The organism is Paenibacillus kribbensis (assembly GCF_001705305.1).
Taxonomy (GTDB): Bacteria; Bacillota; Bacilli; order Paenibacillales; family Paenibacillaceae; genus Paenibacillus; species Paenibacillus kribbensis_B.
Map to the genome: position 1 here is coordinate 122,348 of NZ_MCBP01000009.1, position 20,069 is coordinate 142,416.

Consider the following 20,069-nt stretch of genomic DNA (forward strand, 5'->3'; position numbering starts at 1 on the left):
CCAAAGATATAATATGTCAAAACAATTAAGCGAAATAGTCGTTAAATATTCGCTTAATAGCGCGAAGAGGGGGACAAACATGGAAAACGTAGAGCAACAAACTGGCATCTTCAGATGGGTCGAAAGGGTGGGCAACAAGCTGCCCAATCCTTTTTTACTGTTTGTCTATTTGATTATTCTTCTTTTATTAGGCACTGCTGTACTGTCTGTCTTTCATGCCTCCGCCGTTGATCCGATCAGCCATGAACGGGTACAGGTCAAAAACCTGCTTAGTGCCGAAGGCATTCAATGGTTATTGCCTAACATTGTCAAAAACTTTTCCGGCTTTACCCCATTAGGCTCTATTCTGGCGCTGATGCTAGGCATTGGGTTGGCCGACAAGGTGGGGCTGCTGGAGGCTGTCATTCGTAAAATAGCGCTCGTCGTGCGTCCCGGCTACGCCAGCTATTTGGTCATATTTATCGCCTTTTTCAGCCACGTTTCTTCTGATGCCGCTCTCGTGATCATGCCTCCTTTGGGCGCGCTTATTTTCCTGGCCGTTGGACGTCATCCAGTAGCTGGTCTACTGGCAGCTATTGCAGGCGTGGGCTCCGGGTTTACAGCCAATCTGCTGATCGTATCGACAGACGTGCTTTTGTCTGGTATCAGCACCGAGGTAGCCAAGTCAGTCAATGCTGCGATTTCCGTGAGTGTGCTGGACAACTGGTATTTTATGATGACTTCTGTATTTGTGCTTACGTTGCTCGCCGGTTTGATTACGGATAAATTTTTGGAACCGCGACTGGGTACGTATCAAGGCGGAGAGAGTCCGTTCAAGCTGGAAAAGCTGTCTTCCCGTGAAAATAAAGGGCTACGTGCTGCCGGAATTGCCGCCTTAGTGTACATTGCTGTAATAGCCGTGATGGTTGTTCCAGCTAACGGGATTTTACGTAACCCGGAGACGGGAGGCATTATGGGTTCGCCGTTTCTGTCAGGAATTGTCCCGGTGATTCTATTGTTCTTTTTCGCTGTAGCTATCACCTACGGCATCGCGACAAAAGTGATCCGGGAGCAGAACGATATCCCCAAGCTGCTTGTCCATCCGATTAAGGACATGGCAGGATTCATTATTATGGTTTTCCCGTTGTCCCAGTTTGTAGCCATGTTCAATTGGAGTAATATGGGGCGTTTTATCGCGTTGTACATTACGGATATGTTAGAAAAAATCAACCTGACCGGAGTACCTGTATTCGTTGGCCTGATCTTTCTGTCGGCATTCCTGTGTATGTTCATTGCCAGTGGCTCAGCCATTTGGTCACTGCTTGCACCTGTATTTATACCGATGTTTATGGTACTGGGCTATCATCCTGCTTTTGCGCAGTTGATTTTCCGCGTGGCGGATTCCTCTGTCATTCCGCTGGCCCCGGTATCTCCGTTTATTCCTTTGTTTGTCGGTTTTCTTCAGCAGTATAAAAAGGACGCAAAACTTGGCACCTATTACTCTCTCATTCTCCCGTATCCTATTTTCTTCTTCATTGTATGGACGCTTCTGGTCGTGGTTTGGTACCTGCTGGGTCTTCCGATTGGACCGGGTATATATCCCAAATTATCCTAGTTAGAACGGTTATAGTCTGTCATAATTGAAACGTACGATTTTGTAAATTCTATTATTTCATATAAAAGGTAAGGTGGTATATATGTTAGATCTGATTGAACTGCGTCGGGATTTGCACCGTCATCCTGAGTTGGGCTTTACTGAATTCCGAACAGCATCCAAGGTTGTGGGTTTGCTGCGGAAATTCGGCTACGAGGTTATTTATGGACAGGATGCGATGGAACCAAGCTCTGTGCGCGGCTTGCCGGAAAAAGAGGTGCTGGAGGCCGCTTATGAACGCGCTTTGCGGGATGGAGCGGACCCTGCGATTGCTTCCCACATGAAGGGGGGCTATACGGCTGTTGTTGGTATTCTGCGGGGTGTGCAGGAAGGGCCCACTGTGGCGTTCCGATTCGATATGGACGCGCTCCCGATTACGGAAAGCACGAAAACACGGCATGTGCCGCAGGCCGAAGGCTTTCGTTCACTGTACGAGGGTCATATGCATGCTTGCGCTCATGACGGACATACGACGATTGGCCTCGGCTTGGCCGAGCGATTAAGTGACCGTCAATTTGCAGGCAAGGTTAAACTGATCTTTCAACCGGCAGAAGAGGGGGTTCGAGGCGCTTATGCTATGGTGCACAAAGGAATGCTGGACGACGTAGATACGCTTTTTTGCCAGCATCTGGGCTGTGATGTACCGCTGGGTGAAATTCACGGCAGCTCGGCAGGCTTTCTGGCGTCCACCAAGCTGGAGGCACGCTTTCGCGGTGTGGCGTCACATGCGGGCTCCTCACCGGAAAAAGGGAACAATGCCCTGCTAGGCGCGGCCACCGCGCTGTTGAACATTCATTCGCTGCCCCGCTTCAGCACCGGGGAGACACGTATTAACGTAGGTGTGCTGGAAGGAGGAACAGCTGCCAACATCATACCTGAAACCGCGCGTATGATCATCGAAACACGCTCGGTGAATGAGCAGACGAATGAAGAGCTGGAGAGACGGGTACGCAATATTATAGCCCACAGTGCAGGGATGCATGAGCTGGAGCATGAAATTCGCGTCATCGGTGGCGCAATCCCGATTGTATGCAGCCCGGAATTGGCGGAGATGGCAGCAGAGGAAGCACAGCATGTTGAGGGCTTCGTGAATCAGAAAGCGATGGGGCAAACCAGCTCGTTGGGCAGTGAGGATGCCAGCTACATGATTCGGCGTGTGCAGGAGCTGGGAGGAAAGGGCACCTATATGATTATCGGCTGCGATCTGCCCGCCCCTCACCATCATCCGGAGTTTGATATTCAGGAAGAGGTGCTGCCACGCAGCGTAGAATTGCTGGAGCGGCTGGCCAGACGGACGCTTCGCTGAGAAAGGTGGGATACCAGTCATGAAGCATATAGAGCTATTATCCGAAGATATTGAACGACAACGGGATAACATCATTCGCATCAGCGAGCAAATATGGCAGTATGCAGAAACACGCTTCGAGGAATATCAATCCGCTGAGCTGTTATGCCGCAGCCTGGAAGAGGAGGGCTTCGCTGTAGAGCGCGGTGTGGGCGGTATCGAAACAGCCTTCATCGGGAGCTATGGCAGCGGCAAGCCGATTATCGCATTTCTCGGAGAATATGACGCTTTATCTGGACTTAGCCAGCTTAAAGGCATTGCCCGGCAGGAGCCAGTAGAAAAGGGAGGCAACGGTCACGGCTGTGGTCATCATTTGCTCGGCTCAGCCTCTTTGGCCGCAGCGGTTGCGCTTAAAAACATGATAGAGCAGAACGGACTGTCGGGAACGGTCCGTTACTACGGCTGTCCCGGTGAAGAGGGTGGCTCAGGCAAGGCGTTTATGGCGCGTGCAGGATTGTTTGATGATGTGGATTTCTCTTTGTGCTGGCATCCGATGGACTATAACAGCATTATGTCTGTGAGCACATTAGCCAATGTGCAGGTTTATTTTCGTTTTAAAGGTAAAAGCGCACATGCCGCAGCAGCTCCTCATCTGGGCCACAGCGCGCTGGATGCCGTCGAGTTGATGAACATCGGCGCGAACTATTTGCGCGAGCATATTGTGCAGGACGCGCGTCTGCATTATGCAATCACGAACAGCGGAGGCTTTTCTCCCAATGTCGTACAGGCAGATGCTGAGGTGCTATATCTGATCAGGGCACCGCAAGCGTCGCAGGTGCAGCATATTTACAACCGGGTCTGCGATATTGCTCGCGGAGCGGCATTGATGACGGGGACGGAGGTTGAAATCGTATTCGACAAGGCATGCTCCAACCTGATGCCCAGCCCGGTGCTGGAGCAAACCATGTATCGCGTGTTCGAGCAACTGGGCGTACCGGAATTTACGGCGGAAGAACTGGCCTATGCCGCCGAAATATGTACGACATTGGATGAGCAGGAGCGCGCAGGAGTCGTGGTCAAATATCCGGGCCTGCGTGATAAGGATATGGCTGATATTCTTCAGCCTTATACGGGCACCGAGCCGCTGTATGGATCAACCGATGTCGGCGACGTAAGCTGGATTACGCCGACCGTACAGTGCACGACCGCCTGTTTTCCTGTAGGAACACAGGCGCATACGTGGCAGTGGGTTGCCTCGGGTGCGACCTCCATCGGACACAAGGGCATGCTGCATGCCGCCAAGGTCATGGCTGCTACAGCCGCCGAGCTGCTGGAGCAGCCGGAGCTGGTAGCGCAGGCGCAGACTGACTTGCGGGCCAGACTCGGCGATCAGCCTTACGTATGCCCCATTCCACCAGAAATCAAGCCCGGTGCGAATAAGGTGCGGGCCCAGTAGTAAAACCATGATGGTCAGGGGTGTTTTCCATCTACACGGATAAGGACTTAACCATTAGGCCTGTTAAAGAAGAAGACTTGCATGCTCTTTGGACGCTAACCTATAAAGAGGAAGCGCCGGAATGGAAGCAATGGGATGCACCTTATTATGAACATAAGGCGCTTTCCTGGGAGGATTATTTACAAGGCAAAGAAAAGCGAGTCGAACAAGACGACTTCTGGCTCATTGAGGTGGAAGGTAAGATCATAGGGACGGTTAGCTACTATTGGGAGCATCAACCTTCGCAATGGCTTGAAATGGGAATTGGCATTTATAATCCGCAGTATTGGAACGGTGGGTATGGTACACGAGCCTTGCGATTGTGGATCACGCATTTGTTTAATACATTACCCTTGGTAAGAGTGGGCTTTACGACCTGGTCAGGAAACCAGCGGATGATGAAAGTTGGAGAGAAGCTGGGCATGACCCTGGAAGCCAGACTTCGAAAGTGCAGATATTATAACGGACAGTATTATGATTCGATTCGAATGGGGCTTTTACGGAAAGAGTGGGAACTGTAGGCGTTCAGACAAAAAAACCTTTCTAAGCATTAAAAGATGACCTCTGAATTTATCGAGGCCACTAAAAAACTGTTGATTTTCGAAAATACAAAGATTTTAGGGGTACAAATATGTCTCCCTGAACGCGAAACGAGCCTTAGAAGCGATTCTAGAGGCTCGTTTTTCTTTGGATATTCTCTTACTCTCAACAATGGGGACTTTTTCAGTGCCTCGATATCCCCGGGATTGTCTTTATGCTCTCTTAGGTCCAAAAATCATAAAACTGATCGCGGCTAGAACCCAGACACCAATACCGCCGTAGAGCATTATCAAGCCAAAGCCGTGCACAAGCGCTGCATGGACGACGGCTCCAGACGCATCCAGAGAGGAGAGTTCTGGCAAACTCTGCCTGAGGAATACAGTATTACCGGCGGCTATTTTTTCGGCTACAGACCGCAATTGCACTGCACTGAGAGTCCCGGAAAGGGCACTCTTCAAATAAGACAGAATACCTACCTGCAAGATGAATCCCATCACAGCGATGTTGATGGCTAGACTGATCAATCTGGCACTCATATCTATACCGGAAGCCATGCCTGCACGGGCACTCGGAACAGAGCCGGTGGTTGTGTTGGTCACAGGCGTGTTGGTTAAGCCAAGCCCAATACCAGCCAACAAGGAGCCAGGGAGCATGGTCAACCAACTGGCGTGATCGCTGCCGCTGCCATATTTCATCAAAATGAAGCCCATACCGAGGATGAACAGACCTGATGGAATGACTATGCGCGGCTGATAGCGGAGCGAAAAACGCTCTGCCAGAGGCGGAATTACCAAGGTGGGCAGCGCATAAGCCAAGAGAGACAGCCCGGCGGCTACGATGCCGTAACCCAGGCCACTCTGGAAATAGATCGGCAGATAGACCATGAACGGCCAGAAACTGAAGTTCATGCCGATGGAGCCAAGGAGAGCGCCGGAGAAATTACGTATCTTGAATACGGAAAAGTCAAACATCGGATGGGCGCTGAGCTTTTCCGCAAATAGAAAAACAATGAAACTTATTGCTACTGCAACAAGGATGCTGATGGATGCTCTGCTGGTAAAGCCGAGTTCCGGCCCTTGCGTGATAAAGTATGCAAGGCCAAAAACTGTCAACGAAAGCGTGACGATGCCGATAATGTCCAGCTTTTTCACCTGCGGATCTCTGGACTCCTCTATGCCACCGAAAACAAGAATCAAAGTGAGGATGGTCAACGGAACGTGGACCAGGAAAACCCAATGCCAGTTCAACACGGCCACGATCATGCCGCCGATGATAGGTCCAAAACCGAGGCCGATACCGAACACGATCCCCCATATGCCAAAGGCTTTGCTGCGTTCTTGTCCTTCCTGAAACCGATGTGAAAGAATTGCTATCTGGCAAATCTGCATCGCACCAGCACCCACCCCTTGAAGAAACCGACTGATGATCAGAACCGATGTGCTTTGCGCCAAGCCACAAATCAAGGATGTAATACCGAACAAGACGAGGCTGATAATAAAAATACGCCTCCTTCCATACCGGTCAGCCAGCGTTCCAACAGCCATCAGAACTGTGGCACATGCAATGGTGTAAGAGTTCATAATCCATTGCATATCCTTAAGATCGCCATGCAATACTTTTTCCAGAGTTGGCAGTATCACTGGCACACTGGAAATTTCGAGGCCGAACATCAATGCGGACAAACAAATAGCAGCCAATGCAATTATATTTTTGCGGGAGAGGGAGAGGCTCATTGAGAGGTCCCTCCAGACTTTTGTTCACGGTCTGGACATCCGGCAGCGCAACTATAATATTGCGCCTCATTAAGCGCAACTCGTACACCAGCACCAACCAGCCTTTTTTCGTCAATTGTACGATCAATAGCCTCTTCAATATGTACTTCTAAATCTGCTACTGTTCCTACCTTATTTAAAACGTATTTGCTCAAGGGCAGCCATCCTCTCTATCTTTTCATGTGTGGTTCACCTTATCGATGTAAGTTTTATTATATAATCTAAATCATTCATTTTACATAACGCAATCAATCCATTATGATGATTATACAAAGTAATTAAATGAATTTTTTATAAAAACGTTAAATTTAAAGGGGAGCATTCAAAGTGGATCATGTAGACAAACAAATCCTCTTTTATCTTCAAAGTCAGGCGAGAATTTCAATGACGGAGCTAGGGAAGTGCGTGGGTTTGTCCCAACCCGCTGTAACAGAACGAGTTAAACGAATGGAAGAAAGAGGGGTTATCAAGGAGTATCGCACTATCATTTCTCCTGAAAAAATAGGAAAGGATACGGCAGCCTATATATTGTTTCGGACTAGAGATTGCCATGCATTTCTTGATTTTGTCCATACATCTCCACATGTTGCCGAGTGCCACCGTATAAGCGGAGAACACAGTTATTTATTAAAAGTAGTGACCAGTTCGACGCGCACCCTCGAAGAGTTTAGCAACCAGTGCGATAAGTATGGAACCTACACGAGCCTGCTTGTCATGTCGTCACCGATCGATCATAGACTTCTCATTCATTCTCTGGAAGAAGCAAGTGGAGCTACTCATTCAGAAAAAGATTAAGGATGAAAAAAAGACAACCCCGGATATCCCGAGGCCACTGAAAAAGTCCTAAACTCTAAAGCGAGACAGTTCCTCCATAACAGAGGTTACTGTCTCGCTTTTTCGGTATAATTAAAATATCCAAATAATGGCGGGTGATTCCGGTGCTTCCGAAACAGCAAAGCATGCAAGGGCCACATGAGGTGGAGAGCAAGAGAAAAGACGACGGTTCATTCTGTGAATTCAGAATAAACCGTCGTCTTTTTGATTCGTGTTCTTGTTTTTTTCACGAAAGGCTGGTTTTTCAGTGGCCTCGAATTTATCAGGAGTCATCTTTTTTTATTCCCACTGCTATCTTGGACTTTCTAATTTTCTCGGTAAATCTACTCTGATTCTCGAAGCCGCTCCACAATACTCTGTTTGCCGTTCATAGAATAGACTGCTACTGGAATAAGTATTCCAAGCAATAATAGTAAAGGCAATAAGACTAGAAGTGGCCAGATTATAAAGTGATAGCTTAAAAGCCATAGCAAGTTGCAGAACGGTTTCACGATCAAAACAGAAAATAGAACTGCCAATAGCATAGAGACCAGGCTGGTGCTGAAAACATAATATAATCCTTCATAAATCAGCATTCCCCGCAGTTGCCGTTTAGTCATGCCAATGCTCTGAAGCATAGCAAATTCTTTGCGTCGGGTCAGTATGCTGGTTAAAATCGCGTTTATAAAGTTCAGGATACCAATCAGGCCAATAATCAAGCTGAGCAGGCCGCAGATCATTATAATAGTGGTTTGCATACCTGATAAAGCGTACCGTGATGTAATTTTGGATTCGTAGTTCATCATCGGTTCGATTGTTTCAGTGTAGTGCTTCAAAAAGCTCTGCATGGACGCTTCCTGATTTGAGGATACATTAAAGGCATAGCTCATCACAGCAGGCTCTTTTACAAGTGATTTGTATATATCCGCCGGGAGGTAAAAGCTGCTATAGCTCGAAAGGCGATTCGAATTGGTAGATTTGATACCCACATGGGCAAGCACTGTAAACTTATGTGCTATATCCTCTGTATTCAGTGGAGCATCTGCTGTTCCTGCATAACTATGCAATGTAACGTTCTCCCCCGCCTTATGATGAATGCTCTCCATGTAAGGCTTGCCGTAGTCGTTCAGTTCGACTCCCTCCAGGATATACTTACCGGAAGCCAGTTTCTTAAAATCAAGCTCGCCATCAATTAATTGCAGCCGATGTAGCGGTAAATCTTCCAACCCATACACGTCTAGAAGGAAGTTGCCGCGAGCGTCAGTGTTTTGGGTTTCATCCGTGATTCCTTTGGTATTCTCAGCCGTAAGAGCTGTTGGGTCACCGTACAATCGGCCGCCTTCTTCAAAGCCCGGTTGTGCCTGTACAGCCTTAATAAAACTTTCAGTGGTCTCATTTTCATGCCCACTGAAACTGCTGGGAACCTGGAAATATGCAGCATGAGCAATGAGAAAATCGGTATCATTAAATTTGGCTAAAAATTTATCCATATCAAAGCTCCGAGATAGTGTGAATGCTGTATTCAGAAGGACCAAGCTTAAAGAAAGACTGATCACCACTAAAATGGTACGTTTTTTATTGCGTCCCAGGTTGGAACGAGCCATGAGGTGGATTTTTGCACCTCCGGTTGATTTTTTCAGCTTACCATTGTTCTTGTTTGCTCCACCTGTATATCTGACCGCTTCTACCGGCGATACGGACGAGGCAACTCTACCTGGCTTGAAGGTACTGATCATTACGGTAATGAGCGCAAACAAAGCAGATCCGGCAAAAATCCATGGATTAGGGGATACTGATATCTTGGTTCCGTTATACACAGTCATATTTATGATAAAAGGCACAAGCGATTTACCGATAAAAAAGCCTGCTATCAATCCAATCGGGATTCCTAGCGCTGATAGAATCAGTGCTTGTCTGCGAATGATCCGGCGGATCTGTTTGCCGCTTGTGCCAATCGTCTTTAAAAGACCGTAAAAACGGATATCTCGCATCACCGATATTTGGAAAATATTATATATGATCAAATAACCGGTAAACATGATCAGCAACAGGGCGGAAGTTAGCGCCATGATTGTCTCCGCATCCATACTGAAATTGGTCGAGATGTATGACCAGTTTACATTATTCTCAATATAGTTTGGTGCATCTTTGTCAAGCGAATACCCGCTTTCGGTAATCACTTTACTGAGCTTTCCCCGCAAATCAAGGCTGTTGTCGAACATCATATATGCACTAATGGTTCCTGTATAGAAGTGATCCTTTTTATAGTTGCTTTGTAATTCCTTATCATGAGCATCGACATAGGCTTTAGAGGCGAATATTTGTCCTGCGTTAAACACAGGATCGCTTTTCCACCAGCCTGAGAGGATAAAATCACGCTGTACTTCTTTACCTCGTATGTCAAGCTTTAGCTTCAAAGGTGCTCCAACCTCCAGTGGAATACCTAATAGCTGCAATGTCTTGGAGTCTGCGATTACTTCATTTTCCGCCGCAGGCTTACGCCCCTCATTAAGCTCAATAAAACCAAGCTTCATCCCTACATCGTCGTAATACCAGAACTCCGTATGGCGTTTTAGAAATTTATCGTTCATAACTCCATCGCTTAATATACGGTTATAAGCTATTTCCTTGATCAACGGATGATCCTTGACATGATTAAATTCGTCATCCGTTATATATTTAAGTACAGCATGTCCATCTCCACCGGCCTGTCGCATGGTTGCCCGTTGTAAGTTTTCCACAGCGCCCAGACCCAAGGTGTACAACGTCGTAAATAACAATGAAGTGAGAGCTATGGCGACAATGGCAAAGAGGTTACGGGCTTTGTTTACTTTGAAGCTCTTATCTGCCAGATTGCGGATCGCTTTTTTATTTCTAACCTGGATCATTTGCCTTCACCGCCGACCATTTTACCGTCCTCAATTCGGATGATACGGTCTGCCATCTGCGCGATTTCTTCATTATGGGTAATCATCACCATCGTTTGGCGGAACTGCTGACTGGATACTTTGATTAGCCCCATCACATCCAGACTGGTTTTACTGTCCAGGTTCCCGGTGGGTTCATCTGCTAAGACAATCGCGGGTTTCGCTGCTAGCGCTCTGGCAATGGCTACACGCTGCTGCTGGCCTCCCGAAAGATGGTTGGGCAGATTATTCAGCTTATGGTCAAGGCCCAAGGTATGTACAATTTTATCTATGTGAGTTTTGTCCGGTTCTATACCATCCAGTTCAACAGGAAGCACAATATTTTCGTAGACATTCAGGACAGGCACCAGATTGTAATTTTGAAAAACGAAGCCAATCTTTCGTCTGCGAAAAATGGTCAATTCTTCGTCTTTCAATGTAAAAATATCTTTGCCGTCAATTGTAACGCTTCCGCTTGTTGGACGATCAAGTCCACCCAGCATATGGAGAAGGGTAGATTTGCCGCTCCCGGACGTGCCGACAATAGCGACAAATTCTCCGCTTTCCACCTCCAGGTTCACACCGTCCAAAGCGTGGACAGCAGTATCCCCGTTCCCGTAGTACTTTTTCAACTCCTGAGTTTTTAATAGAGCCATACACTTTCTCCTCCATAAAAAAAGTCTGTATTGTGGCGCCCTGCAATACAGACTGTACCATATCAATCTTTCTACAGCCTTTCTGAAATCTAACAGTGTTGAAAGAATTAAGTATCCATAGAAAGAAAAATAGAGAAGGTAGAGCCACGGCCGTAGCGTGACCGTGCCTTAATGTAACCACCTTCAGCCGCAAGGATTTCTCTAGCTAAAAACAGTCCAATACCGACACCTTCCTGCGAGTTTACAGTAGGGGAGCGATAGAAGCGGGTAAAGATTTTACCTTGTTCTTCTTCTGCAATCCCTATGCCACTATCGGTAATATCAATCCGGCAAAACAAATCATACGCGATCACTTTTATGGTGATGCTTCCGCCGGTTTCTGTATATTTCACAGCATTGTCCATAATATTGTAGACTGCTTCGGCCGTCCATTTCAGATCAAAGCAAGCATGAATCGTTGTATTCTCCATAACAACAGAGATGCCTTTGGCATCCGCTTTCGGCATAATTTGCTCCCGTGCAGTGTGCAGGAGCTTTTGAACAGATTCCTGACTTGGCGATACCGTGATCATTCCCGTTTCAAGCTGTGATGTTTTCAACAATGCCTGGACAAGAAAGTTAAGCTTTTCTGCCTGTGTGGAGAGAGCTTTTACACAAATGGAACCATCCTCTGGCAATTCGTATTCGCCAAGCAGTTGGGAATAGAGCAGGATATTAGCGACAGGCGTTTTCGTTTGATGCGAAATATCGGAAATAAGCTCATTTATTTTGTTTTTTTCCGCAAGCAAATTTTTGGAGGATACGGTACAAATGGAAAGAAATCGCGCAAGCTTTGCCTCTACTGCAGATAAAACGGATTCGTCGAAAACCCGCTCCGAAAAGTTGCCATCTATTGCAGTATCAATCATGTCCTCAATGGTTTTCATGGTTTTATACATGTTCTTACGATATAGGATGATTACAGCCGTTGCGGTAAATAGAGCAGTAGCAGCAATTCCAATACATATATAAAGGAGTGTTGTCATCTCATTTCATCGCCCATGTGTAGCCAATACCATAAACCGTTTTAATGTATCGGGGAGAGGAGGGGGAATCCTCCAATTTGTCCCGCAGCCTTTTTACTGTAACAGACAAGGCGTTTTCACCTACATACTCAGCTCCATCAGTCCAGATGCTGTCTACTAAATGATCGCGAGATACAGTATTGCCTCGATTATCGATTAGGATGCGCAACAATTTTTGCTCAGTTTTACTTAGTTCAATGGGTGTACCATTCTTAATAAATTCCATCCTCTCGAATGAAAAGGAAAAATTATAGAGCTGAATGGAGTCTGCAAGCGTGTATCTGGATTTCTTTAGCTGAACGCCGACTCTTGCTCTCAGTACCATGAGACTGAAAGGCTTGGTGATATAGTCGTCAGCACCCAGTTCAAAACCAGTGACGACATCTGTTTCCATATCATTCGCGGTCAGAACGATGACTGGTATAGTTGCCTTTTTCCGTATATGGGTTAAAAGGTCGAGTCCATTCCCATCCGGCAAGTTTACATCAAGAATTACCAGGTCAAAGGGAGTGACGTTCAATTGTTCTTTTGCAGCAGCTATGTCATACGTTTGCACAAATACGTTGTTAGGTTCTTTAAGAGCAAGAACAATACCGTTACTCAAGGCGATATCATCCTCGACGATTAATATGTAATTCATCATTCTCCTCCTGTATTTTGATTAACCAAGTCATTGAATCCCGAATTCCAAGAATCGCTCACAATAAAAATGTAAAAGAGGGTCTCACAATTCTCTATTTCCATTTTACAGGATATTGCTCTTATTTGCTCATTCGCTCTCCAGGCTATCCAGGTGCATGTCAACACCTTTGTAGGCATGGTTTATTCATTTCAAAAAAATTTGACAGATACGAGATGACTGATATAATTTATGCTAGTTGATTTTGATAATGATTATCATTATTGAAGGGAGGACAGGGCCGAAGCTTGGTACAGGGTTTATGGAGAACAGGCTCCCTTGGTTAGAACATGAAATTGCGTTATTTAATACTGGCTTTTCTGGTACTGGCCTTCGCCTCGGTTTTTATCGGTGTTCATGATGTAACTCCGCTCGATTTGTTCCGCTTAACCGATGATCAGGCGCAGGTGCTCCTGATTAGCAGACTTCCACGGTTGATTAGCATTATTATCGCAGGAGCGAGTATGAGTATCTGCGGGCTTATCATGCAGCAGCTTACCCAGAACCGGTTTGTATCGCCTACTACCGCAGGGACGATGGATGCGGCACGCTTGGGTGTCTTGATTGCGATCATGGTGTTTGGAGCGGCTGGATTTTGGACAAAGATGCTGGCGGCCTTCAGTTTTGCACTTGCCGGGACGCTTGTTTTTATGAAAATACTGGATAAGATTCGTTTCAAGGACCCGGTATTTATCCCGCTGGTTGGTTTGATGTTCGGGGGTATTTTGAATTCAGTGACGACCTTCTTTGCTTATAAATACAATCTGATCCAGAGCATTTCCTCGTGGATGCAGGGGGATTTTTCTCTGATTATGAGCGGTCGCTACGAGATGCTGTACCTTAGTGTTCCTTTGGTTGTGCTGGCGTACATCTATGCGAATCGTTTCACAATTGCAGGCATGGGTGAGGATTTTGCGGCGAATTTGGGAGTTCATTACAGGCGCACCGTCAATATGGGTCTGGTGATTGTGGCTTTGGTTTCCTCTGTTGTCATTTTAACGGTGGGGGCGATTCCCTTTCTGGGGCTGGTTGTACCCAATGTGGTCAGCATGTACATGGGGGATAATCTGAAAAAAAGCCTGGCTCATACAGCGACTCTCGGCGCTATTTTTGTGCTGTTTTGCGATATTTTGGGACGGGTCATCATTTATCCGTATGAAATCTCTGTAGGGCTTACCGTGGGTGTGATCGGGAGCGCGCTGTTCTTGTATTTGCTGTTGAGGAGAAGGGCCTATGAATCCTAAATTAAAAATCGGAATATTAGCTGCTGCCGCGCTGCTGCTGATTGCTGCTTTTGTGTTTGTAGATCTTCCGCATACCTGGCACTACGCGCTGCCGCGACGATTGAAAAAGATCGCAGCCTTCATCCTGACAGGTGGTTCCATTGCTTTTGCAACGGTTATTTTCCAGACAATTACGAATAACAAAATTTTGACTCCAGGTATTATCGGGCTGGATTCACTGTATATGCTGATTCAGACCACCATTGTATTTGCGTTTGGCTCTGTACCGTTTATTTCGACCAGCAGAGAGCTGAATTTTTTGTTGTCCGTGGGCTTGATGGTGCTGTTCGCGGGTCTGCTGTACAAATTAATTTTTCGCAAGGATGGACGCGGGATTTATGTGCTTTTGCTGATTGGTCTGGTGTTCGGTACGCTGTTCAACAGCCTGTCCACCTTTATGGAAGTGCTGATTGACCCGAACGAATATGCCAAAATTCAGGACAAAAGCTTTGCCAGCTTCAGCAATGTGAATACCGAGCTGTTGTGGCTATCCGTCGTGATTCTTGTGCTTGTATTCGCTTATGCGTGGAGGTTCATCAAGTATCTGGATGTGCTGTCGCTCGGGCGGGAGCATGCGATTAACCTGGGGCTTCCATATGGTTTTATCATCAAAAGGCTGCTGGTTATCGTAGCCATTCTTATTTCCATTTCTACAGCGCTTGTCGGGCCGATTACGTTTCTCGGGCTGATTGTGGCGAATGTAGCCTATCAGGTGATGAAAACCTATCAGCATCGTTATATTATTCCGGCCTCCATCTTGGTCAGCGTTATCGCCTTGGCTGGGTGCCAACTGTTGGCAGAGCGGGTTTTTGACTTATCGACAACGGTCAGCGTCATTATTAACTTTATCGGGGGGGTGTACTTCCTGTATCTTTTGCTGCGGGAGAATAAATCATGGTAGAAGTCAAAAACGTATCCAAACGCTACGGGAATAAAAATGTGGTGGATCAGGTATCCGTCACCGTACCGAAAGGCACCATCACCTCCTTTATTGGCCCCAACGGCGCGGGGAAAAGCACTTTGTTGTCGATGATCAGTCGCCTGACAGACAGCGATGAGGGAGAAATCTTCATTGATGGGCAGCCGGTGAGCGTGACCAAAAGCGAGGAGCTGGCGCGGAAGATATCTATTTTAAAGCAGACGAATGATGTGAATATCCGCCTAACCGTGAAGGAACTGGTGAGCTTCGGCCGTTTTCCATATTCCAAGGGCAGGCTGAACAGCGAGGATCGCAAAATGGTGGAGCAGTCTCTGGCTTATATGGGGCTGGAGGATATGAAGGACAAGCACATTCATTTGCTTAGTGGCGGACAGCGGCAGCGGGCTTTTATTGCCATGATTCTGGCTCAGGACACGGAATACATACTGCTGGATGAGCCGCTGAACAATTTGGATATGAAGCACTCGGTTCAGATTATGAAGACGCTGCGCAATTTGGTGGATGATCTGGGCAAAACGATTCTGGTGGTGCTTCACGACATTAACTTTGCTTCCTGCTATTCAGACTATATTGTGGGCATGAAGAACGGCAGATTGCTGAAGCAAGGGACCGCTGACGAGATGATTGATAGTCAGGTATTACAAGATTTGTACGATATGGATATTCCGATTCAACAGATCGGTGATCATAAAATTTGTGTGTATTTCACTTAGGAGGAATTAATAATGAAGAAAAATATGATGCTTCTCACGATGATGCTGGCACTGGTACTGATCGTATCAGCCTGCGGCAAAGCGGCTCCGGCAACGCAGGAAGCGACTGGCAACGGCTCATCCTCTGCTGCAACAACTGAAGCCAAAACAATCGAAGTAAAACATGCGTTGGATGAAAACCCGGTGCAGGTCAAGGTCAATCCGAAAAATGTCGTCGTATTTGATTACGGCGCGCTGGACACGCTGGACAAGCTGGGTGTTGACGTTGCGGCGGTAGCACAGCAGGATCTTCCTACGTATTTGAGCAAATATAAGGATTCCAAATATGCAAGTGCTGGTACGCTGTTTGAACCGGATTACGAGAAAATCAGCGATCTGTCCCCTGAACTGATTATTATTGGCGGCAGACAGGCAGATGCCTACAAGGAGTTAAGCAAAATTGCACCCACGATTTCGCTCGCTGTAGACACCAAGGATTATGTAAATTCCTTCAAGAAAAATGTTGAAACGCTGGGTCAAATCTTCGACAAGGAAGACACTGCCAAACAGGAACTGGCTGCGATTGATAGCTCCATCAAGGTCGTACATGACAAGGCTGTAGCGAGCAAGGCCAAAGGGCTGATTGTATTGACGAACGAAGGAAGCCTGAGCGCATATGGCTCACAATCCCGCTTTGGTATCATTCATGATGCTTTTGGTGTCACACCTGTAGATCCTGACATTAAAGTATCCACACATGGACAAAAGGTTTCTTTTGAATATGTACAGCAAAAAAATCCGGATTATATCTTTGTTGTTGACCGCGGGGCTGTAGTGGTAGAAGAAGGCAAGGAACAGATTTCAGGCAAACAAACCATAGAGAATGAACTGGTGAAACAAACCAATGCGTTTAAAAACGGTCATATGGTATACCTTAATCCAAACTACTGGTACCTGTCAGGTAACGGTCTGGAATCTGTGACTGAAATGATCAAGGAAATTGACGCTGCGTTGCAGTAATTTCATTTTTTACAAAGTGGAGACCGAGTAGAATGAAAGGAACTATAGATGAAGTTTTATTAGATGAGTATCTTGTACACATCTATACGCCTCCTGTCTCTGCGAACGAAAATGAGCTGTATCCTGTGCTGTATGTACAGGATGGCAGCTCCTTATTTCTAAGCAGTCTGGATGAGTTGGAGCGGTGTTTTATTGCTGGGGAGCTCCCCCGTGTCGTGCTGGTGGGCATTCAGCCCGTGAATCGGCTGGATGATTACACACCTTGGCAGGCGGCAGCTTTAGTAGCAGGAAGGCCTGCCTTTGGCGGGGGTGGAGATGCTTATCTGGAATTTATAGTTACACAAGTCATGCCATACGTCGAGGCGAAATATCCGGTTCAAACCGGACAGGAGCATACAGGAATGATCGGCGCCTCGCTGGGCGGATTGATTTCCATGTATGGCGCTTTTCGATATGCGGATGTGTTTGGACGTATTGGCTCAATTTCTGGCTCCTACTGGTATCCGGGAATGGTCGATTACTTGCAGTCAACATCTTATACCGCTGTAACGACTGGAACACACCGCTTTTATATATCCGTCGGGACGCGTGAAGGTGAGGGGAAAACGAATGTGCAGAAAGATATGGTTTCGTTAACCCTTCAGGCACGTGAAGCGCTGCTGGGACAGGGGCTTGATGAAAAGGATGTTCTTCTCGTGTTGGATGAGGATGCGGTGCATCGAGTAGATTTTTTCCAGCGTCAATTCCCCGAGGCCATCAAATGGTTGTTCCGATAGCACAAATGGAATACGGACTTTATGCAATAACCCCAAAGGATTGGAGATCGTGGAGTCTCTATGCCCTTTAGGGTTATTTTTTGCGTATAATAGAGTAATATTCAAAATTTGATGTTACACGCTAATGAAAGTGAGGGAACCCATACATGAAAAAAAACCGTCTGGGATCTTCGGATTTGCTGGTAGGCGAGATTGGCTTGGGCTGTATGTCAATTGGCACGGAGGAGCAGCAAGGGGTTTACCTGATACATGAAGCGTTAGATAGGGGTGTGAATCTGCTGGATACAGCCGATTTGTACCATCACGGACGCAATGAGGAAATTGTCGGTGCAGCGATCCGCGGGCGACGTCAGGATGTCATCCTGGCGACCAAGGTTGGCAATCGGCGTATACCGGGGCAGGAGGGCTGGGGATGGGACCCGTCCAAGCCATACATCCTGTCTGCGGTCAAAGAAAGCCTGCGCCGCCTTGGAACGGACTATATCGACCTGTACCAGCTTCATGGGGGAACGATTGACGATCCAATGGACGAAACGATTGAGGCTTTTGAACAGCTCAAAAGAGAGGGCGTCATCCGCTATTATGGCATTTCTTCGATTCGTCCTCACGTCATTCGAGAATATGCCCAACGCTCGAATATCGTCAGTGTCATGAATCAGTATAGCTTGCTGGACCGGCGTGCAGAGGAAGAGGTGCTCCCATTGCTTCAGGAACGGGGAATTAGCGTGATTGCACGCGGGCCTGTCGCCAGCGGCGTATTGGCCGACGGCGGGGAAGAAAAGGCAGCAAAGGGCTATCTGGACTATGAAGAAGCGGAGCTGCTGGACGTGAGAAAGCAATTAAAGGCATTCGCAGGGACAGATCGCAGCATGGGGCAGACAGCTATCCGTTACAGCCTGTCTCATCCGGCTGTCGCTGCTGTCATCCCGGGTGCAAGCTCATTGGAACAATTGGAGCATAATACCGCAGCAGCGGATATCCCGCCGCTAACCGGGCAGGAGCGGCAGACACTACAACAAATCAGCCGGGCCAATCGTTATGATGCGCAGTACCGCTGATACGGTAAACGTGTACTCACTCTAGTTGCAATATATGAGAGAATCATTACAATATAAGAATAAGCTCAGGTTTATCATCCATAGATGAATATGGAGACGTTCATAAAATATACCCTAGGAGGGACACACCCATGGAACGCATTGAATCACAGCAGCAATATCAGGATTTGATTAACGGTGACGGTCTGACCGTCGTGAAATTTGATACAACCTGGTGTCCGGATTGCAAGACACTGGATAAATTCATGGACGGCATTATTGAGGAAAACGCAGATAAGCGTTTCTTTGCGCTCGATGCCGAGAAATTCCAGCCGATTGCTGAGGAAAATCAGGTACGCGGCATTCCAAGCCTGCTCGTTTTCCGCAACGGTGAAAAAATTGCTCATTTGCACAGCAAATACGCCAAAACGCCAGCGCAAGTGTCTGAGTACCTGACTACGCTTGAATCCAAACAATAATCCGAACGCAGGCTTCAAGCATGGAATGAACGTATGTATCATTTTAGCAAATAATTGTTTCAGTGAAATCAAAAAAAAGGGATATCCAAGGGCAGAAGATTCATGCCATGCGGATATCCCTTTTTGATTATAAAGCAACAAACAATGCTTACAAAATAATGAAGAAGAACACAGCCGCCAGTACGAAGCGGTAGATGGCGAACGAGGTCAGGCTCAAGCGTTTGAGCAGACCAAGGAATGTTTTGATCGCCAGCATCCCGACGATAAATGCGGTAATAAAGCCGGCCGCGAACACTGGAAAATCGCTCATAGACAGATGATCCATACTTTTGATCATATCAATGCCCGATGCGCCCAGCATAACCGGAACGGATACCAAAAATGTAAATTCCGCGGCTGCCGTATGACTTACACGTGCGAATAGGCCCCCGGACATAGTTGAGCCTGAACGGGAGAAGCCTGGCCATAGAGCCAGGACCTGAAACAAACCAATCGTAAATGCTTGTTTGTACGTAATTTCATCGATGGTTTGTGATTTAATAGGCGGATGGAATTTCTCAGCGGCGATCATCAGCAGGCCACCGATAACCAAGCTGTACAAAACGGTCTCGGGACCAAACAGGTATTGCTTGATCACATCACGGAACAGTACACCAATCACCCCAGCAGGGATCATGGCTAAAATGATATGCAGCAAATTTAGACGTGGCTGGGTGGAGGTTCTGCGTCTGAAATCAAACAGGCTCAGGAATCTGCGCCAATACAATACAACGACTGCCAATACAGCACCTAATTGCACGATAACCTCAAACGTTTTGACCGTATCATTCTCTGTGTTGAGCCCAAGCAGATCAGCCGTCAGGATCATGTGACCCGTCGAAGAGACCGGCAAAAACTCTGTCAGTCCTTCAATAATTCCCATAATAATAGATGATAAAATATCCACTTTACTAGTTCCTCCTTACACGCGTACAGGGCAAACGACCTAAGTCGTTTGCC

Annotated in this window: 19 protein-coding genes; 12 read left to right on the forward strand and 7 right to left on the reverse strand. The window is 46.9% G+C overall.

Features of this window, described 5'->3' with window-relative positions:
• Window positions 1-79 precede the first annotated feature (79 nt).
• From BAZ21_RS16950 to BAZ21_RS16965, 4 genes are all read left to right on the forward strand, one after another.
• A complete protein-coding gene (locus tag BAZ21_RS16950; RefSeq protein WP_068503192.1) occupies window positions 80-1,594 on the forward strand; it encodes an AbgT family transporter in 1,515 nt (504 codons plus the stop codon).
• An 82-nt stretch (window positions 1,595-1,676) separates the two neighbouring features.
• Entirely contained in the window at window positions 1,677-2,939 is a 1,263-nt protein-coding gene (locus tag BAZ21_RS16955) for an amidohydrolase (protein WP_068503196.1), read from the forward strand.
• Between the two features lie 19 nt (window positions 2,940-2,958).
• Window positions 2,959-4,374: a M20 family metallopeptidase gene (locus tag BAZ21_RS16960; protein ID WP_068503199.1), complete on the forward strand. Its 1,416-nt coding sequence runs from the start codon at window positions 2,959-2,961 to the stop codon at window positions 4,372-4,374.
• 29 nt (window positions 4,375-4,403) lie between these two features.
• Complete coding sequence (locus tag BAZ21_RS16965) at window positions 4,404-4,934, forward strand: GNAT family N-acetyltransferase (RefSeq protein ID WP_068503546.1); 531 nt, start codon at window positions 4,404-4,406, stop codon at window positions 4,932-4,934.
• Window positions 4,935-5,165: 231 nt separating this feature from the next.
• On the opposite strand, the gene BAZ21_RS16970 is transcribed toward BAZ21_RS16965, so the two are convergent.
• Window positions 5,166-6,686: an MFS transporter gene (locus BAZ21_RS16970; protein ID WP_068503200.1), complete on the reverse strand. Its 1,521-nt coding sequence runs from the start codon at window positions 6,684-6,686 to the stop codon at window positions 5,166-5,168.
• Window positions 6,683-6,880, reverse strand: a complete 198-nt coding sequence (locus tag BAZ21_RS16975) for a hypothetical protein (protein WP_068503205.1) — start codon at window positions 6,878-6,880, stop codon at window positions 6,683-6,685. The genes BAZ21_RS16970 and BAZ21_RS16975 overlap by 4 nt, the downstream gene beginning before the upstream one ends.
• A 172-nt stretch (window positions 6,881-7,052) precedes the next feature.
• Between BAZ21_RS16975 and BAZ21_RS16980 the strand changes: the two genes are divergently transcribed.
• A complete protein-coding gene (locus tag BAZ21_RS16980; RefSeq protein WP_068503207.1) occupies window positions 7,053-7,520 on the forward strand; it encodes an Lrp/AsnC family transcriptional regulator in 468 nt (155 codons plus the stop codon).
• 362 nt (window positions 7,521-7,882) lie between these two features.
• Here BAZ21_RS16980 and BAZ21_RS16985 read toward each other — a convergent pair whose 3' ends face one another.
• The 4 genes from BAZ21_RS16985 to BAZ21_RS17000 form a co-directional block, all read right to left on the reverse strand.
• Window positions 7,883-10,426 carry an ABC transporter permease gene (locus tag BAZ21_RS16985; RefSeq protein ID WP_068503210.1) on the reverse strand — a complete coding sequence of 848 codons (2,544 nt, stop codon included), beginning with the start codon at window positions 10,424-10,426 and terminating at the stop codon, window positions 7,883-7,885.
• The gene (locus tag BAZ21_RS16990; protein WP_068503213.1) at window positions 10,423-11,100 is read right to left on the reverse strand and encodes an ABC transporter ATP-binding protein; all 678 of its coding nucleotides are present in this window, start codon (window positions 11,098-11,100) and stop codon (window positions 10,423-10,425) included. The genes BAZ21_RS16985 and BAZ21_RS16990 overlap by 4 nt, the downstream gene beginning before the upstream one ends.
• Window positions 11,101-11,207: 107 nt before the next feature.
• A complete protein-coding gene (locus BAZ21_RS16995) occupies window positions 11,208-12,125 on the reverse strand; it encodes a sensor histidine kinase (protein WP_068503217.1) in 918 nt (305 codons plus the stop codon).
• Window position 12,126: 1 nt separating this feature from the next.
• A complete protein-coding gene (locus BAZ21_RS17000; RefSeq protein ID WP_068503220.1) occupies window positions 12,127-12,804 on the reverse strand; it encodes a response regulator transcription factor in 678 nt (225 codons plus the stop codon).
• 329 nt (window positions 12,805-13,133) lie between these two features.
• Between BAZ21_RS17000 and BAZ21_RS17005 the strand changes: the two genes are divergently transcribed.
• From BAZ21_RS17005 to BAZ21_RS17035, 7 genes are all read left to right on the forward strand, one after another.
• The gene (locus tag BAZ21_RS17005; protein ID WP_068503223.1) at window positions 13,134-14,087 is read left to right on the forward strand and encodes an ABC transporter permease; all 954 of its coding nucleotides are present in this window, start codon (window positions 13,134-13,136) and stop codon (window positions 14,085-14,087) included.
• Window positions 14,077-15,027 (forward strand): iron chelate uptake ABC transporter family permease subunit, encoded by a 951-nt coding sequence (locus BAZ21_RS17010; protein WP_068503226.1) that lies wholly within the window; start codon window positions 14,077-14,079, stop codon window positions 15,025-15,027. Before BAZ21_RS17005 ends, BAZ21_RS17010 begins: the two co-directional genes overlap by 11 nt.
• The gene (locus BAZ21_RS17015; RefSeq protein ID WP_068503229.1) at window positions 15,021-15,779 is read left to right on the forward strand and encodes an iron ABC transporter ATP-binding protein; all 759 of its coding nucleotides are present in this window, start codon (window positions 15,021-15,023) and stop codon (window positions 15,777-15,779) included. Before BAZ21_RS17010 ends, BAZ21_RS17015 begins: the two co-directional genes overlap by 7 nt.
• A 12-nt stretch (window positions 15,780-15,791) precedes the next feature.
• Window positions 15,792-16,778: a siderophore ABC transporter substrate-binding protein gene (locus BAZ21_RS17020; RefSeq protein WP_068503235.1), complete on the forward strand. Its 987-nt coding sequence runs from the start codon at window positions 15,792-15,794 to the stop codon at window positions 16,776-16,778.
• A gap of 32 nt (window positions 16,779-16,810) precedes the next feature.
• A complete protein-coding gene (locus BAZ21_RS17025) occupies window positions 16,811-17,554 on the forward strand; it encodes an alpha/beta hydrolase (RefSeq protein WP_068503238.1) in 744 nt (247 codons plus the stop codon).
• Window positions 17,555-17,700: 146 nt separating this feature from the next.
• Window positions 17,701-18,612 carry an aldo/keto reductase gene (locus BAZ21_RS17030; RefSeq protein WP_068503241.1) on the forward strand — a complete coding sequence of 304 codons (912 nt, stop codon included), beginning with the start codon at window positions 17,701-17,703 and terminating at the stop codon, window positions 18,610-18,612.
• Between the two features lie 131 nt (window positions 18,613-18,743).
• Complete coding sequence (locus tag BAZ21_RS17035; RefSeq protein ID WP_068503244.1) at window positions 18,744-19,070, forward strand: thioredoxin family protein; 327 nt, start codon at window positions 18,744-18,746, stop codon at window positions 19,068-19,070.
• Window positions 19,071-19,218: 148 nt separating this feature from the next.
• Here the strand turns inward: BAZ21_RS17035 and bacA are convergent, their stop codons facing one another.
• Window positions 19,219-20,016 carry an undecaprenyl-diphosphate phosphatase gene (gene bacA / locus BAZ21_RS17040; protein WP_084011730.1) on the reverse strand — a complete coding sequence of 266 codons (798 nt, stop codon included), beginning with the start codon at window positions 20,014-20,016 and terminating at the stop codon, window positions 19,219-19,221.
• Window positions 20,017-20,069 lie beyond the last annotated feature (53 nt).

What these genes read in the sequence shown, in the direction of transcription:
- BAZ21_RS16950 (WP_068503192.1), top strand. Translation starts at nt 80, where the DNA reads ATGGAAAACGTAGAGCAACAAACTGGCATCTTCAGATGGGTCGAAAGG.
- BAZ21_RS16955 (WP_068503196.1), top strand. Translation starts at nt 1,677, where the DNA reads ATGTTAGATCTGATTGAACTGCGTCGGGATTTGCACCGTCATCCTGAG.
- BAZ21_RS16960 (WP_068503199.1), top strand. Translation starts at nt 2,959, where the DNA reads ATGAAGCATATAGAGCTATTATCCGAAGATATTGAACGACAACGGGAT.
- BAZ21_RS16970 (WP_068503200.1), bottom strand. Translation starts at nt 6,686, where the DNA reads ATGAGCCTCTCCCTCTCCCGCAAAAATATAATTGCATTGGCTGCTATT.
- BAZ21_RS16985 (WP_068503210.1), bottom strand. Translation starts at nt 10,426, where the DNA reads ATGATCCAGGTTAGAAATAAAAAAGCGATCCGCAATCTGGCAGATAAG.
- BAZ21_RS16990 (WP_068503213.1), bottom strand. Translation starts at nt 11,100, where the DNA reads ATGGCTCTATTAAAAACTCAGGAGTTGAAAAAGTACTACGGGAACGGG.
- BAZ21_RS16995 (WP_068503217.1), bottom strand. Translation starts at nt 12,125, where the DNA reads ATGACAACACTCCTTTATATATGTATTGGAATTGCTGCTACTGCTCTA.
- BAZ21_RS17000 (WP_068503220.1), bottom strand. Translation starts at nt 12,804, where the DNA reads ATGAATTACATATTAATCGTCGAGGATGATATCGCCTTGAGTAACGGT.
- BAZ21_RS17005 (WP_068503223.1), top strand. Translation starts at nt 13,134, where the DNA reads ATGAAATTGCGTTATTTAATACTGGCTTTTCTGGTACTGGCCTTCGCC.
- BAZ21_RS17010 (WP_068503226.1), top strand. Translation starts at nt 14,077, where the DNA reads ATGAATCCTAAATTAAAAATCGGAATATTAGCTGCTGCCGCGCTGCTG.
- BAZ21_RS17015 (WP_068503229.1), top strand. Translation starts at nt 15,021, where the DNA reads ATGGTAGAAGTCAAAAACGTATCCAAACGCTACGGGAATAAAAATGTG.
- BAZ21_RS17020 (WP_068503235.1), top strand. Translation starts at nt 15,792, where the DNA reads ATGAAGAAAAATATGATGCTTCTCACGATGATGCTGGCACTGGTACTG.
- BAZ21_RS17025 (WP_068503238.1), top strand. Translation starts at nt 16,811, where the DNA reads ATGAAAGGAACTATAGATGAAGTTTTATTAGATGAGTATCTTGTACAC.
- BAZ21_RS17030 (WP_068503241.1), top strand. Translation starts at nt 17,701, where the DNA reads ATGAAAAAAAACCGTCTGGGATCTTCGGATTTGCTGGTAGGCGAGATT.
- BAZ21_RS17035 (WP_068503244.1), top strand. Translation starts at nt 18,744, where the DNA reads ATGGAACGCATTGAATCACAGCAGCAATATCAGGATTTGATTAACGGT.